Genomic DNA, 14,071 nt, shown 5'->3' with positions numbered 1-14,071 from the left:
AAAGAGCCCTTGCAAAGACTCTTTGCAACATCTAACGTCGCGGGCATGAAGGAACAGCCGGCCCCGGAGACGATCACCGACCCGCAGCGGGTGCGGCTGCTCGCGCACCCGCTGCGGAGGAGGATCGCCGAGATCATGCGGCGCGGGCCCGTCTCGTCCACGACCCTCGCCCGCGAGCTGGGCGAGAGCACCGGCGCGACGAGCTACCACCTGCGGCAGCTCGCCAGGCACGGATTCGTGGAGGAGGTCCCCGAGCTGGCACGCGGGCGGGAGCGCTGGTGGCGGGCGGTGCCCGGCGACCGGCGGCTGCCCCCCTACAGCGAGCAGTCGCCGGGGATGCGCGAGGCGGTGGAGGAGCTGACCCGCCGGGAGTTCGCGAACGAGATGGAGATGCTGGACCGCTACCTGCGGGAACGCGACGGGATGGGCCCGTGGGCGGACGCCCTGCTCTTCTCGTTCTCCACCCTCACGCTGACGCCGGAGCAGGTGCGTCCCTTCTTCGAGGAGTACATCGCGCTCCTCTACCGCTACAAGCGCGCGGACGACGATCCGCCACCGGACGCGCGCACCCTCCACGCCAGGTTCCTGGCGTTCCCGGAGGTCTGAGAGGTCCGGGCCGCCGAGTTGCCGCTCGCCGGCCCGGACGGGCGGAAGCCCGCATCACCACGCCGACCGGCGTGTTTCCACGCAACGCGAACCCCCGAACGAAAGGAGAGCACCTTATGCTGCTCTCACGCAAACGGCGCCTGCTGAAATGGGCGGTCCTGGCCTTCTGGGTCGCGGTCACGGCGGTGGCCGTGCCGCTGGCGAGCCGGCTGCCGGACGTCGTGCAGGCCGACTCGACCGCCGAACTCCCGCGCGGCGCCCAGTCCACGAGGGTCGACGAGCTGGCGGACCGGTTCGCGGACGGCGACATCGCACCGGGCATCCTCGTCTACGTCCGGCCGTCGGGCGTCACCGGCGCGGACCGCGCGAAGGCCTACGCCGACCGCCGCGCCCTCGCCCCGGTCGCGGCCGCCCCGATCGCGGCGCCCGTCCCGTCCCGCGACGGCAGGGCACTGATGCTGACCGTCCCGCTGCGGGGCGAAGGCGCCCTCGCCGACAAGGCCGGAAAGCTTCGCGACCAGGCGGCTCGGGGCACCCCGCCCGGACTCGAGGTCAGGCTGACAGGCCCCGCCGGATCCGCGCTGGACGTGGGCGACGCCTTCAAGAAGGTCGACAAACCCGTCCTGATCGCCACGGTCGTCCTGGTCGCCCTGGCCCTGCTGCTCACCTACCGCAGCCCGATCCTGTGGCTGCTGCCGATCGTGAACGCGGCGATCGCACTCCAGACGACGGGCGCCGTGGTCTACCTCCTCGGCGAGCACGCCGGCCTCTACGTCGCGGACGGGACGGCCACCATCCTGAACGCGCTGGTGTTCGGCATCTCGACCGACTACGCGCTGCTCCTGCTCGCCCGCTACCGGGAGGAGCTGCGCCGCCATCCCGACCGCCACGACGCGATGTCCGCCGCGCTGCGCCGCTCCGCCGCCCCGATCGCCGCGTCCGCCGCGACGGTCTCGCTCGGCCTGCTGTGCCTGCTCGCCGCGCGCATGGGGTTCAACTACGCGCTCGGGCCCATCGGCGCCATCGGCGTGCTCGGCGGCCTGGTCGTCGTCATGTCGCTGCTGCCCGCCCTTCTTGTGATCCTCGGCCGCTGGGTGTTCTGGCCCCGCATCCCCCGCCACGGCGACGCCCCGCCCGCACGCGGCCTGTGGGACCGCATCGGCGCCGGCGTCGCCGCACGCCCCCGGCTGGTCTGGGTGGGCGGGCTGGCGGTGCTCGCCGCCCTCGCGGCGGGCTGCCTCGGCATCAGCACGGGCCTCGACCGCGCCCACTTCCTCACCACGACGCCCGGTTCGGCGGTCGGGGAACGGCTGCTGGCGCAGCACTACCCCGGCGGCCAGGGACGCCCGCTCCAGGTCGTCACCGACGAACCGGACACCGTGGCCGCCGCCCTCCGCGCCTCCCCCGGGGTCGCCCGCGTCGGGACGCCGGAGCGCTCGACGGACGGACGCCTGACCAAGTTCGACGTCGTCCTCACCGACCCGCCGGACGGCGAGGCGGCGAAGGGCACGGTCCGCGCGTTGCGGGACGCGATCCCGGAGGCGGACTTCGGGGCGAGCACCGCGCGGCTGATCGACCTCGCCGACGCGCAGTCCCACGACCGGCGGGTGGTGATCCCGCTGGTGCTGGGGGTCGTCCTGCTCATCCTGATGGCGCTGCTCCGCGCAATCGTCGCACCCCTCCTGGTGGTCGCCACGGTCGTCGCGTCCTACTTCGCCGCACTGGGCGCCGCCTGGCTTCTGTTCCGGTACGGGTTCGGCTTCCCCGCCCTGGACATCCAGGTCGCTCTCATGGGGTTCCTGTTCATGGTGGCGCTCGGCGTGGACTACAACCTGTTCCTCGTCTCCCGGATCCGGGAGGAGGCCGCCCGCTCGGGGCACCGCGCGGGCGTCCTGCGCGGCCTCGGCGTCACCGGCGGCGTCATCTCCAGCGCCGGACTCGTCCTGGCGGCCACGTTCGGCGTCCTCGGCGTCATGCCGATCACGATGATGGTGCAGATCGGCGTCCTGGTGTCCCTCGGGGTGCTGCTGGACACCTTCTTCGTCCGCTCCGTCATCGTCCCCGCCCTGGCCCTCGACGCGGGACACCGCTTCTGGTGGCCCGCCCGCAGGCCGGAAGCCCCGTCCCCCACCGGCCCGCCGGCCGAGCTGATCAACGCGAAATTGGCGTGAATTGCGCGCGGGCTCTCGGTGACCGATCGTGCCCGAGGGCCCGCACCTTCTTCGAACATAGGGAAGCCTAACCAAACGTTCCAGCTCTCAACAGCTCACGGAATCCATTATCAAGAGCATTATTCATTCCAACGATCACGACAAACACGACTTTCATGCACCCGCGAATCGCCTCACCGAAGAGAGCCCACGCACTCCTTCCGCCACACCCTGACAACGGCACATGATGGCAGGTAACGCGCAAGGTCAGGAGAGGATTCCCGCATGAATACCCCTTCCAGGGAGACGTGATCGTGATTGTTTTCCCGTCCCCCCACAGCCTCACGGACGCGACCTCTCCGACACATTCGGGCAACTAGGACGACGATCGGACAGACGGGTGAACCCGGTCACCTTCCTTCCACACTTACGAGAATTTTCATTTCCAACTCTTCGGCAACGCGCATTCGACTAACATGTTCTTCGAACGCCCCGGGGCCCGGAATGGCTCCCGCTGGGCGGGCGTTCTTTCGAGGACGCGGAGGGGCGGTCGGGGGGGCCGCCCCTCTCGCATGCCCGTCACGGGTCGAGGATCGCGACGAACGCGGCGGCGTCCCCGCCGGGCCCCGGCACCGGGTACGCGCGCACCGGAAGTGCGCGGGCGGGTCAACCGGTCGAGACGCCCAGGGCGTGACGGAGTTGGCTGGACAGCCAGGCGGTGTAGTCCTGGGGGCTCCAGCCTCGTGTCGTGACCAGGGCTCGGTAGTGGGACGGGTCGTTGAACAGCCACACGACGTCCACGGCGCGCTCGTGGTCGAGGTTGTGCGACGCGGGGCCCAGCGACTCGATGCGGTCGACCACCATGGCGGCGCCGAGGCGGCGGTTGCGCTGCATCGTCTCCCACAGCTCGGCCGGTTCGGGCCCCTCGTCGGCCGCCCGGCGGGCCACCTCGAAGATCTCCGCGGCGCGCTCGCCGATGAGGCGGCAGACCTCGGCGTAGGCGTTTACGACCGCCTCCGGCGTCGTCCCCTCCAGCACCGGCCGGAACCACGGGCGCTCGGCGACCGGCACCGGCTCGTCGTCGCCCGCGAGCGCCTGGTCCACCACCTCGCGGAGCAGCGCGGCCTTGGAGCCGAAGGCGGCGAAGGCCGTCGGCCGCGCCACCTCGGCGTCCTTGGCGATGTCGGCGAGGGAGGCGGCGGCGTAGCCGCGCTCGACGAAGAGCCGGTTCGCCGCCGCGACGATCGCCTGCCGGGTCTGCCGGGCCCGCTGGTCGCGCAGCGGCGAGTCGTACCGGCGCCTCCCGCGGCCGGACGAGCTGTCATTGACGCCCATGCCGAGGCATACTACCGTCCTATTCAATAGACGTTGTCTCTCCAAATGGAGGCGGCCGTGTTACCCGTCAACCGTCCCTACGTCCTGGGAAGCGCCGAGGGCCAGGCGCTGTGGTTCCTCGGCAACCTCGTCACCGTCAAGGCCGCGGGCGCGCAGACCCGGGGCGGGGTCACCGTCGCGGAGTTCCTCAACCCGGCCGGATTCGCCCCGCCGCTGCACCGCCACCTGGAAGAGGACGAGATGTTCTACGTCCTGTCGGGCACGGCCCGCTTCCTGTGCGACGGCGAGGAACTCGTCGCACGTCCTGGGGACTTCGTGCTCCTGCCGGTCGGCCTGCCCCACACGTTCGTGGTCGGCTCCGATGAACCGCTGCGCTGCCTGCAGATCACCACGCCGTGCGGCTTCGAGGAGTTCGCCGCCGAAGCCGGCGCCCCGGCCCGCGAACTCCGGCTCCCCGACCCGGAACCGTTCGACCCCGCGGTGCTCGGGCACGCGGCGGCACGCCACCACGTCGAGATCCTCGGCCCTCCCCCGAACGCCGTCGGCGCGTCTCGTCCGGAGTGACGGCCGAGGACTGGAGGAAGGCCGCGGCGGACGCCGAGGCGAACGCGCGGGTCCGCGGCGTGGACGCACGCGTTCGCGGCTGGGGGCGACCTCAGGCGTGCGGGACGAGATCGGAGTCTGCCGGCTCCGGCCTGCCGGGAGAGCGGCTGTCGCGCCGATAGCGTCCGGGCGGGAGGCCGAACTCGCGTTTGAACGCGTTGGCGAATGCGTACTCCGAGCCGTATCCGACCTGTTCCGCCACGACGTTCAGAGGGGCGTCGGAGTCGCGCAGCAGCCGCGTCGCGATCGTCAACCGCCACCAGGTCAGGTAGGCCAGCGGCGGCCGCCCCACGAGCGCCGTGAAACGACGGGAGAAGGCGGCCCGCGACAGTCCCGCGTGCGCGCCCAGGCCGGCGACGGTCCAGGGATGCGCGGGATCGCCGTGGAGCGCCTCCAGGGCGGTACTGATCGCGGGGTCGGCGAGCGCCGCCGCCCACCCGGTGGCCCCGCCGCCCTCCGGTTGATCGGCGAACCATGCCCGGAGGATGTAGAGCAGCAGCGTGTCCAGGAGGGCGGGCACGAGGGCGCCGGTGCCCGGCTGAGGGTCCTCGAGTTCCGCGCCCAGCAGCTCGACCGCGGCGCGCAGCCGGGGGTGGCGTCCCAGCCGAGCGGGCAGATGCAGCACCGGAGGCAGATCGTCGAGCAGCGGGTGGACGCGGGCGGCGTCGAGCTCGTAGGCCCCGCAGAGCGTCACCGCGGCCGGGGAGCCCGAGCCCGCCCGTCCGATCGGAGCGGCGGCGTGCCTGCGCTCGAACCTTACGTCGTCCTGCGGATCGCAGGCGTGCTCGGCCAAGGGCGTGGACGGAGCGTCGGCCAGGCCGTGCCGGCTCTCGTGGGGAAGGAACACCACGTCACCGGCGGCCAGCGGGAACGGGTCGCCACCTTCCGGGATGAACCAGCAGGACCCCCGCAAGACGATCTGGAACCCGGCCGCTCCCGGCACTGTCCGGAACCGCTGCCCCCACGGCGCCGACCATTCGACCAGCGCCGACCGCGGCTCACCGGTGCGCATCACGGCTATCACGTCGCTCAGCACATCCATCCCCGGATCCTAGCGATGGTGCTCGTCGGGGAGACGCTCGCTTAAGAATCCGAGATGAGCACGCATTGGTCGTCCACGGCGCCGGATCTACGGTCGATATCACTCAAGATCAGCAAGGACGTGCACGAGAGATGCGCGATCCCCTTCCATTGAGGACGACTCATGACACCAGGACTCCGATCGGATCGGCCCGCTCCGAGCCGTAGTGCGACGATGACGGCGGCGCGCGTCCACGCCTTCGGCGGGCCCGACGTGATCCGCTATGAGCGGGTCCCCCGTCCGTCCCCGGGACCGGGCGAGGTGCTGGTGCGCGTCGCGGCCGCCGGGTTCAACCCCTCGGACGTGGGCTTCCGGGCCGGCATGATGCGCGACATCGTCCCGCTGGACCTGCCGTTCACTCTCGGCTCCGAGGCCGCCGGGACGGTCGTCCAGGTCGGCGACGGCGTCGAACGCTTCGCGGTCGGCGACCACGTCGTCGGCCGCCTCGACGAGGGCGGCGCGGCGGCCGAGTACCTCACCGCTTCCGCCGCCCGGCTCGCCAGCGCGCCTTCCGGGCTCCCGCTCGCCCATGCCGCGGCGATCCCGGTCGCGGGGCTGACCGCCTGGCAGGGGCTGTTCGACCACGCCCGCGTCGGACCGGGCACGCGGATCCTCGTCAACGGCGCGGGGGGCGGCGTGGGCATGTTCGCCGTCCAGCTGGCCCGGCGCGCCGGCGCCCGCGTCATCGCCACCGCCGGTCCGCGCAGCTCCGACCGGGTCCGCGGCTACGGCGCCGAGCAGATCATCGACTACACGCGGGTCCCTCCGCACGAGGCGCTGGACCGTCCGGTGGATCTGGTGTTCAACCTCGTCCCGACAGCGCCCGAGGCCGCGCGGGCGCTGTGCCGCGCCGTCCGCCCCGGCGGCTCCCTCGTCTCGATCACCGGCCCGGTGCAGCCCCCGCCCGGATCGGACGTGACGGCCGCGCACTTCGTCGCCCGCAACGACCCCGCTCAACTCGCCGAACTCATCGCCCTCGTCGACGACGGCGCGGTGCGGGTGGACGTCGCGGCGGCCCGGCCGCTCGCGGAACTCCCGGCCGTGCACCGGGACGCCGAGGCCGGCCGCGCGAACGGCAGGACCATCCTCGTCCCCTGAAAGCCATCGGGCGGCGCCGCCCGCCTGCCCTCCGGGACCGCAGCGATCAGGCGCGCGGTGCGTACATGATGATCAGGACGCCGAGGACGCAGACGGCCGCCCCGGCGACGTCCCAGCGGTCGGGGCGGAAACCGTCCACGGCCATGCCCCAGGCCAGGGACCCGGCGACGAACACGCCCCCGTAGGCGGCCAGGACGCGGCCGAAGTGGGCGTCGGGCTGGAAGGTCGCGACGAAGCCGTACAGGCCGAGGGCGACCAGGCCCGCGCCGATCCACCAGCCGCCCCGGTGCTCGCGGACGCCCTGCCAGATCATCCAGGCGCCGCCGATCTCCGCGACCGCGGCGAGGGCGAACAGGGCGAGGGAGCGCGCGATCGTCATACCGGAACGGTACTCACGCACGGAACCGCTCCCCCGCGGCCCCGGCAGGCGATCGGCGTCTCCGCATCCCGGCTCCCCGTCCCGGCCGCCCTGCGGCGGCCCATGACCTGACGGTAAGCCTGTGCCCCACTACCGGATGCAACCCGGGGGGTGCCGCGCCCGTCCCCGCCGCCGGTCACGCGGCGGCGGGGCCGGAGATACCTCAGACGGTCGCGCCGTCGCTGATGTGCAGGACCGCGTCGGCCGTGTCGAGGACCGCCTGGTCCAGAGGGAAATAGCCCTGCTCGGGGACGGTGTCGGTGCGCCGGCGGGCGGACGGGATCGCGGCGGCCGGCGTCAGGCCCCACGTGGCGATGCGGCTCTGCATGCCGCCCTCGTAGGTGTCCGGCTCCGGTTCCCCGAGCTTGATCGTTTCACTGCGGCCCAGGCTCCCGGCGATGAAGGCGTACCGCTCGTCCAGCAGGGACGCGATGACGGAGCCGGTGCCGAACCAGGTGAGGTCGATGTCCCCCATGCTCATATGGCACGGGTTTCGCTGCAGGTGGGTGTTGTGCGCGAAGACGAAGGTCGGGCCGCGCCGGTCCTCGGCGTTCCGGACGGCCAGGAGGTTCTGGGCCATGAGCGCGTCGCGGGCGGCCGCCAGGCGCGAGATGCGCGCGTCCCGCTCCAGGCGCTGGGTCGCCCGCTTGTGGTACCGCAGCAGGCCGATGGCGGCGGTGAGGTGGATCTCCGCTCTGGACCACTCGGCGCGCGACGTCGCCGCGATCAGTTTCGGAGCGCGCTCGTAGAGCGCGAGGAGCATGTCGTCGGCGATCGTCCGCAGCCTGCCCGCCTCGGGCGTCGCACCGATCGACTGGGCCGGATCCATGACCGCCTCCGGGCGGCTCCACCGCCGGTCGTCGCCGCAGAGGGCCGCGATGTCGAGGTCGAGTCCCATGTAGTCGCGGGCGTGTTCGAGGTAGGCGCGCGGGCTGGGGGCGCTGAGGGTCTCCATCGGAGCGTCGAAGCCGTGGAAGGCCAGCCGCTCGTGCGGGGGACGGCCCTCGTTGTACTCCCGCATCCAGGCGACCAGCCGCCGGTTGGCGTCGATCTCCCCCCAGCCGTGCGAGAAGCCTTCGCTCATCACGGCGTCGAGGCTCCCCTTCCCCTCCTGGACGAAGTCGTCGACGGCGAGGGCGGCGACCCGGTCGGTCTCCATGGCGATCGACCGGAAGCCGTGGCCCGCCAGCCGGGCGAACAGTTCGTTGCGGAGCCGCCCGAAGGACGGCTCCCGGTGCGTCGGCTCGCCGAACGCCAGAAGGTCACAGGAGGCGGGCACGAAGTCGCGAATGTCCTGACTCATGTGGTGAAAGCGTATCCTTGAAAAGACGGTTGATACTTTCCCGCCTGTGACCGTCGTTCTTCCGTCCCAAGCCTCCAAACGGTGATCACCCTGCGACCGTCCGACCTCGCGCGCGGGCACGGCCTCTCGGCGCAGGCCGTGCGCAACTACGAGCGCGACGGGTTCCTCCCGCCCGCCGACCGCACGCCCAGCGGCTACCGGATCTACACCGAGGTGCACGCGGCCGCCCTGCGCGCGTTCCTCGCCCTCGTCCCGGCGTTCGGGCACGCCGCCGGCGGCCGGATCATGAACGCGGTCCACGACGGCGACGTCGACGACGCCCTGCTGGTCATCGACCGCGGCCACGAGCAGGTGCTCCGCGACCGCGAGACCCTCACGGCGGTGAAGAGCGCGGTGGACCATCTGATGGCGGAGCCGGGCGCCGAGCGCCCGGGCGCCCCCGGGCCGCTGACGATCGGCGAACTCGCCCACCGGCTCGACGTCACCCCCGCGACGCTGCGCAACTGGGAGGGCATCGGCATCCTCGTCCCCGCCCGCGATCCGGCGACCGGGTACCGCGTCTTCCGCGCGAGCGACGTCCGCGACGCCGAACTCGCCCATCTCCTCAGGCGCGGCGGCTACCCGCTGGAGCACATCGCCACGGTGGTCCGGCAGGTCCGGACGGCGGGCGGCACCGGGCCCCTGGCGGAGGCGCTGGACGACTGGCGGCGCAGGCTCACCGCACGGGGCCTCGCCATGCTCGCCGCGTCCGGTGAACTGAGCCGCTATCTGGACGTTCTCGACCGCGCCGGGTGGCGAACGGATCCAGGAGAAGCAGGCACTGCAGCAGGAGGGGGCCGAGGGCGAGGCTGAACAGGCAGTCGGTGAGCCAGTGCTTGTCGACCACCGTGAGGGCCACCGCCGTGACCGTCCCGGTCACCACCGCGATGTCGCGGCGGCGGCGCGGAGGCAGGGCCCCGGACGTCGCGGGGAACGCGACGACCACCAGTTCGAGGATGACCCAGACGAGCACGAACCCGTTGAGGGTGTGGCCGGACGGGTAGGCGTCGCCGCGGACGAACAGCACGTCGGTCTCGCTGATCGGGAACGTCCGGGGGATCGCCGCCTTCAGCAGCACCTGCAGCAGCGAGAGGACGCCCACGATCAGCACGCTCGCCAGCGGGTACCGGACCGACCGCACCCGTACCGCGGCGATGATCGCGAGCGGGACGATGACCCTCGCCAGGTAGCCCCGCTGGCCGAGCGCCGCGAAGACGTCCACCGCCGTCAGCCGCCAGCCCTGGACGTGCGCGTCGCTCCAGTCGTGCACGACGTGGTCGAGGTGGCGGAGCGGACCGTCCAGCAGAACGTCCACCGTGACGAGCACCATGACCGCCACGAGCACCGCGTACCAGCTCTTGGTCCCCCACCTCACGGCCGGAACATTCCCCGGCCCGCACCGGAAGCACCTCATCGGCGCATCAGAATGCGCGCCGTGCGAGGGAGACGCAGAGAAATGCTCGTCACGAGCCTGTGAGAAAGAGGTGGCGCACACGTACGCGCCCAGAGACTTGCCAGGTACCCCCGAGCGGATTCGAACCGCCGTTACCGCCTTGAGAGGGCGGCGTCCTAGGCCACTAGACGACGGGGGCAGGACCATGACCTTCGCGGTCTCCCGCGCGGCCTCGCCTAGCTTACCGGACCCGACCCCCCACCTCGAACCGGTTTCCCCCCGAACCTCCCAGCACCCCCACGCTCACGACGACGCCCTGCCTCCGACCCCGACGCGACGCTCCTACGAGCGCACGACCTCGATCGCATGGTCGGGACTGGAGGGGCACGGACGGCAACGCGACCATGTCTCCCAGATCGTCCGAAGCCGCCATTGCAGGAATTCGCCGGCTTGAGCACCGAACACGCCAGACCACAGTTAGGTAGGCAAGGAGTGCGGCAGCCGACACCAACGCAAATTCGGCCAGCTGAGGAAAACGAGCGAAAAACGCCCGTTAGACGTCGCAGAAAAAACCCTCTAGGCGTACGCCCCAACCAAGTGAGGGCGAAGCCCGAACACCGGGGGTTCCAGGGGGTCGCCCCCCTGGGAAGACACTGCGGGCCCCGGCGAAGTTGAGGCCCGAAGGGCCCAACGAGCAGGGAAGCCCGCCACGTACCCCCGAGCGGATTCGAACCGCCGTTACCGCCTTGAGAGGGCGGCGTCCTAGGCCACTAGACGACGGGGGCGTGTGTCCGCCTGAGCGGACGCAGCTGGGGTACCAGGACTCGAACCTAGACTAAGTGAACCAGAATCACTCGTGCTGCCGATTACACCATACCCCAGTGAGGTACGGGCTCCCGAACCGTTTCCGGCTGGTTGCTCGCGCCTCGAAGAGAATACAGGACAGTGGGAGCAGGGCCAAAACGATTGGCCGACCGGAGGGTCATCGGGTGAAGTCGGGCGGTCCGATGTGCTCGTGACCCCAGGCGACGAGGGGGCGGAGGCGCCGCCAGGACGCGCCGACCCGGGAGACGACCTCGTCGGCGTCGGACATCCACGGGTCGGCGGGCCAGCCCTCGCGGGCGTAGAGGGAGCGGTGCCGCAGGAGGTCCAGCCGGGGGTGGTCGGGGTCGGTCCCGCGCGGGCGGGTCTTGAGGCGGTCGCCGGCGATCTCCATGCCGGCGGCGCGGAGGTCGTCCACGATGGCCCGCAGCTCGGCGCCGTGGGTGTCGGAGGCGACGGCCTCGCGGTAGCGGCGGAGCTGGTCGGGGGTCGGGGCGTACATGCCGCCCGCGACCATGAGCCCGTCCGCGTCGACCTGGATGTAGAAGCCCTCGCTGGTGTGGCCGCCCTGGTGCGTCTTGTACGGCGTCTTGTCCTTGCTGAACCGGACGTCGCGGTAGGGGCGGAAGAGCTTGACCGCGCCGAACTCGCCTTCGAGTTCGGCGCACAGCTCGGCCAAGGGCTCACGCACGTGGCGCTCGTAGACGTCCTTGTGGGACGTCCAGTAGGGCTTGCTGTTGTCGGCCTGCAAACCCTCGTAGAAGGCGAACGCCTCGTCGCTGAAGCCGCTGAACACCTGGGCCCCCTCAGTCGCGGGCGATGACCCGGTTGGTGAGGCTGCCGATGTTCTCGACGGTGACGGTGACCTCGTCCCCGACCTCCAGGGGGCCGACGCCGGCGGGGGTGCCGGTCAGGATGACGTCGCCGGGCAGCAGCGTCATGACCTGGCTGACGTACTCGACCAGGGTGGGGACGTCGTGCAGCAGCAGGGACGTGCGGGCCTCCTGCCGGACCTCCCCGTTGACGGTGGTGGAGATCGACAGGTCGGCGGGATCGACCTCGGTCTCGATCCACGGCCCGATCGGGCAGAACGTGTCGAAGCCCTTGGCCCGCGTCCACTGCCCGTCCTTGGCCTGCAGGTCGCGGGCGGTGACGTCGTTGGCGCAGGTGTAGCCGAGGATGACCTCGGCGGCGCGGGCCGCCGGGACCTCGCGGCACATCCGGCCGATGACGACGGCGAGCTCGCCCTCGTGGTCGACGCGCTCGGACAGCTTCTGCGGGTAGGCGATCGCCTCCTCGGGGCCGATCACGGCGGTGGACGGCTTGGAGAACAGCACCGGCTCGGCGGGCGGCTCGTCCCCGCCCATCTCGCGGACGTGGTCGGCGTAGTTCTTCCCGATCGCGATGATCTTGCTGGGCAGGATCGGGGCGAGCAGCCGGACGTCGGCGAGCGGGAGGCGCTGCCCGGTGAAGGTCAGCTCCCCGAAGGGGTGGGCCGCGATGACGGCGACGGTGTTCTCCTCCACCACACCGAAGGACATGCCGTCGTCGGTGGAGAATCTGGCGATACGCATGGTCAAGAGCCTAGTACGCCGGTCAGAAGCCGCAGGCCCTGCCGTTCAGCACGCAGGACTTCGGGGTGGACGCCGTCCCGGCCGCGCCGAACTGGATGTCCCAGGTCGAGCCGGGCTGGATCGGGGGGACGCCGTCCAGGTTCCTGATCTCGACGGTGGAGCCGCCGTGCACGAGCCGGGCGCCCCAGATGTTCTTCACGTCGGCGCGGGGGGCCTTGAACGTCAGCTTCCACGCCTTCAGGGGCTTCTTGGTGTGGTTCGTGATGACCATCTTGCCCTCGAAGTACCCGCTGTCCTGCTGGACGAGCTGGTACGTGATGCCCTTGCCCTGCACGAGCGGCCCGATCGGGGCGGTGGTCACCGGGGGCGGCGTGACGGGCTGCCCGCCGGGCTGCTGCCCCCCAGGCTGCTGCCCCCCGGGCGGCTGGTTCGTGGGGGCCCCGGACTGCGGGGGCGTGGCGGGCGCGCCGCCGCCGGGCGTGGGCGCGCCGGACGACGCTGGTCCGGTGCCGCCGCCCGTCGCCGGACCGCTCGCCGACGGGGTCGGGGACGTCTGGCCGGAGGCCTTGCCCTTCTCGGAGCCGCCGCCGAGCACCAGCGCCACGACGCCGACCAGGACGAGGACCACCACCAGGGCGCCCAGCAGGATGAGGACCGGCGGCCGCCGCGACCGGGACGGCGGCTGCCCGCCGGGCGGCCCGCCGGGCAGCCCGCCGGACGGCGACGCCACCGCGGGCGGCGGCATCGGCGGGACGGTCGACTCGTGGTGCGGGGGCATCGTGCTCTGGGCGGGGGAAGGGGCCCCGGGCATCCCGTAGGCGAACGCCGGGGGGCCGCTCTCCGCCGGGTTCGCCGTCTCCTCCTCGGAGGCGAACTGCTCCGTCCACGGCGCCTCGGCGGGCATCGGGGCGGCGGCCTGGGCCGCGACCTGCGCGGGCGGCGCCTGCTCCGACGGGGGCGCCTGCTCCGGGAAGAGCGCCGGCTCGGGGAAGGGCGCCGGCTCCCGGAAGGGCGGCGGCTCCTGGTACGGAGCGGGAGGCTGGGCGTACACCGGCGCCGGGTTGGCCCCCTGCTCGAAGGCGGCCGGCTGCGCCGGTGGCGGGACGGCCGGAGCGGCCGGGGGCGGCGCGGCCTGGGGCGGGACGGGCGGAGCGGCCGGGGGCGGCGCGGGCCTGGCGGGCTGCTCCATGGGGATGTCGGTGAAGGTGGCGGGAGGCTGGAACGCGGTCACGTCGAGCTCGTCGACGGTGTCCGCGGGCGGCGGCTTCTGGAAGGTGATGACGCCCGGGTCGCGCAGCGTCCTGTCGAAGTCGTCGTCCGGCTCGACGCCCGGACCGTCCTGGTACGTCGTCTCCAGATCGTCCTCGGGGTCGTCGGACGGGAGGTCCTGCATCACCACGGCGTCCGACTGGGGGACGTCATGGGTCGTGGCGTCCCCGTCGAAGAGGTCGTCGTCCAGGTCCTCGCCGTCGGCCGGACCGTCCACCGTCCCGGGAAGGGGCAGCTCTCCGGACACCGGGGACTTCCTGGAGACGCCGAACTCGGCGGTCGTCTTGTGGTCCGGGGGCACGTACCCGGAGTCCTCGCCGCTCAACTCGTCCACCTTCCACTGACGCCGATCTCATGGAGTCCGACGACCGGCGTGACGG

The 14,071-nt window shown here is 72.1% G+C and carries 12 protein-coding genes, 3 tRNA genes and 1 pseudogene; 5 read left to right on the top strand and 11 right to left on the bottom strand.

Going from position 1 to position 14,071, the window contains the following annotated elements:
• Positions 1-45: 45 nt before the first annotated feature.
• Both ABD944_RS10570 and ABD944_RS10565 read left to right on the top strand, forming a co-directional pair.
• Complete coding sequence (locus ABD944_RS10570) at positions 46-606, top strand: ArsR/SmtB family transcription factor (RefSeq protein ID WP_345174860.1); 561 nt, start codon at positions 46-48, stop codon at positions 604-606.
• Between the two features lie 116 nt (positions 607-722).
• Positions 723-2,777, top strand: coding sequence for an MMPL family transporter (locus ABD944_RS10565; RefSeq protein WP_345174859.1), 2,055 nt, complete (start codon positions 723-725; stop codon positions 2,775-2,777).
• A gap of 645 nt (positions 2,778-3,422) precedes the next feature.
• On the opposite strand, the gene ABD944_RS10560 is transcribed toward ABD944_RS10565, so the two are convergent.
• Positions 3,423-4,091, bottom strand: coding sequence for a TetR/AcrR family transcriptional regulator (locus ABD944_RS10560; protein ID WP_345174858.1), 669 nt, complete (start codon positions 4,089-4,091; stop codon positions 3,423-3,425).
• Between the two features lie 57 nt (positions 4,092-4,148).
• On the opposite strand from ABD944_RS10560, the gene ABD944_RS10555 reads away from it, so the two are divergent.
• A complete protein-coding gene (locus ABD944_RS10555) occupies positions 4,149-4,655 on the top strand; it encodes a cupin domain-containing protein (RefSeq protein ID WP_345174857.1) in 507 nt (168 codons plus the stop codon).
• A 91-nt stretch (positions 4,656-4,746) separates the two neighbouring features.
• On the opposite strand, the gene ABD944_RS10550 is transcribed toward ABD944_RS10555, so the two are convergent.
• Entirely contained in the window at positions 4,747-5,736 is a 990-nt protein-coding gene (locus ABD944_RS10550) for an AraC family transcriptional regulator (RefSeq protein WP_345174856.1), read from the bottom strand.
• A 213-nt stretch (positions 5,737-5,949) separates the two neighbouring features.
• On the opposite strand from ABD944_RS10550, the gene ABD944_RS10545 reads away from it, so the two are divergent.
• Complete coding sequence (locus tag ABD944_RS10545) at positions 5,950-6,873, top strand: NADP-dependent oxidoreductase (RefSeq protein WP_345174854.1); 924 nt, start codon at positions 5,950-5,952, stop codon at positions 6,871-6,873.
• Positions 6,874-6,919: 46 nt separating this feature from the next.
• On the opposite strand, the gene ABD944_RS10540 is transcribed toward ABD944_RS10545, so the two are convergent.
• Together ABD944_RS10540 and ABD944_RS10535 are read right to left on the bottom strand one after the other, a co-directional pair.
• Positions 6,920-7,252, bottom strand: coding sequence for a YnfA family protein (locus tag ABD944_RS10540; RefSeq protein WP_345174852.1), 333 nt, complete (start codon positions 7,250-7,252; stop codon positions 6,920-6,922).
• 202 nt (positions 7,253-7,454) lie between these two features.
• The gene (locus ABD944_RS10535) at positions 7,455-8,594 is read right to left on the bottom strand and encodes an erythromycin esterase family protein (protein ID WP_345174850.1); all 1,140 of its coding nucleotides are present in this window, start codon (positions 8,592-8,594) and stop codon (positions 7,455-7,457) included.
• 81 nt (positions 8,595-8,675) lie between these two features.
• Here ABD944_RS10535 and ABD944_RS10530 point away from each other — a divergent pair, with 81 nt between their 5' ends.
• A complete protein-coding gene (locus ABD944_RS10530; RefSeq protein WP_425550304.1) occupies positions 8,676-9,446 on the top strand; it encodes a TioE family transcriptional regulator in 771 nt (256 codons plus the stop codon).
• Positions 9,447-9,471: 25 nt separating this feature from the next.
• On the opposite strand, the pseudogene ABD944_RS10525 reads toward ABD944_RS10530, so the two are convergent.
• From ABD944_RS10525 to ABD944_RS10495, 7 genes and pseudogenes are all read right to left on the bottom strand, one after another.
• A pseudogene (locus ABD944_RS10525) lies at positions 9,472-9,963 on the bottom strand (phosphatase PAP2 family protein); the annotation flags it as partial.
• A 189-nt stretch (positions 9,964-10,152) separates the two neighbouring features.
• Positions 10,153-10,225, bottom strand: a tRNA-Glu gene (locus tag ABD944_RS10520).
• Positions 10,226-10,738: 513 nt separating this feature from the next.
• A tRNA-Glu gene (locus ABD944_RS10515) sits at positions 10,739-10,811 on the bottom strand.
• Positions 10,812-10,835: 24 nt separating this feature from the next.
• Positions 10,836-10,907, bottom strand: a tRNA-Gln gene (locus ABD944_RS10510).
• Positions 10,908-11,008: 101 nt separating this feature from the next.
• Positions 11,009-11,644 (bottom strand): DUF2461 domain-containing protein, encoded by a 636-nt coding sequence (locus ABD944_RS10505; RefSeq protein ID WP_345174848.1) that lies wholly within the window; start codon positions 11,642-11,644, stop codon positions 11,009-11,011.
• 10 nt (positions 11,645-11,654) lie between these two features.
• Positions 11,655-12,422, bottom strand: a complete 768-nt coding sequence (locus ABD944_RS10500; RefSeq protein WP_345174845.1) for a fumarylacetoacetate hydrolase family protein — start codon at positions 12,420-12,422, stop codon at positions 11,655-11,657.
• Between the two features lie 22 nt (positions 12,423-12,444).
• Positions 12,445-14,016, bottom strand: coding sequence for a cellulose binding domain-containing protein (locus ABD944_RS10495; RefSeq protein WP_345174843.1), 1,572 nt, complete (start codon positions 14,014-14,016; stop codon positions 12,445-12,447).
• Positions 14,017-14,071: the final 55 nt, after the last annotated feature.

This window comes from Actinomadura verrucosospora, from assembly GCF_039540335.1.
GTDB lineage: Bacteria > Actinomycetota > Actinomycetes > Streptosporangiales > Streptosporangiaceae > Spirillospora > Spirillospora verrucosospora.
The sequence above is the reverse complement of the archived record's forward strand: the minus strand, read 5'-3'. Positions and strand labels throughout refer to the sequence as shown.

What these genes read in the sequence shown, in the direction of transcription:
- ABD944_RS10540 (WP_345174852.1), bottom strand. Translation starts at nt 7,252, where the DNA reads ATGACGATCGCGCGCTCCCTCGCCCTGTTCGCCCTCGCCGCGGTCGCG.
- ABD944_RS10550 (WP_345174856.1), bottom strand. Translation starts at nt 5,736, where the DNA reads ATGGATGTGCTGAGCGACGTGATAGCCGTGATGCGCACCGGTGAGCCG.
- ABD944_RS10560 (WP_345174858.1), bottom strand. Translation starts at nt 4,091, where the DNA reads ATGGGCGTCAATGACAGCTCGTCCGGCCGCGGGAGGCGCCGGTACGAC.
- ABD944_RS10565 (WP_345174859.1), top strand. Translation starts at nt 723, where the DNA reads ATGCTGCTCTCACGCAAACGGCGCCTGCTGAAATGGGCGGTCCTGGCC.
- ABD944_RS10545 (WP_345174854.1), top strand. Translation starts at nt 5,950, where the DNA reads ATGACGGCGGCGCGCGTCCACGCCTTCGGCGGGCCCGACGTGATCCGC.
- ABD944_RS10570 (WP_345174860.1), top strand. Translation starts at nt 46, where the DNA reads ATGAAGGAACAGCCGGCCCCGGAGACGATCACCGACCCGCAGCGGGTG.
- ABD944_RS10535 (WP_345174850.1), bottom strand. Translation starts at nt 8,594, where the DNA reads ATGAGTCAGGACATTCGCGACTTCGTGCCCGCCTCCTGTGACCTTCTG.
- ABD944_RS10500 (WP_345174845.1), bottom strand. Translation starts at nt 12,422, where the DNA reads ATGCGTATCGCCAGATTCTCCACCGACGACGGCATGTCCTTCGGTGTG.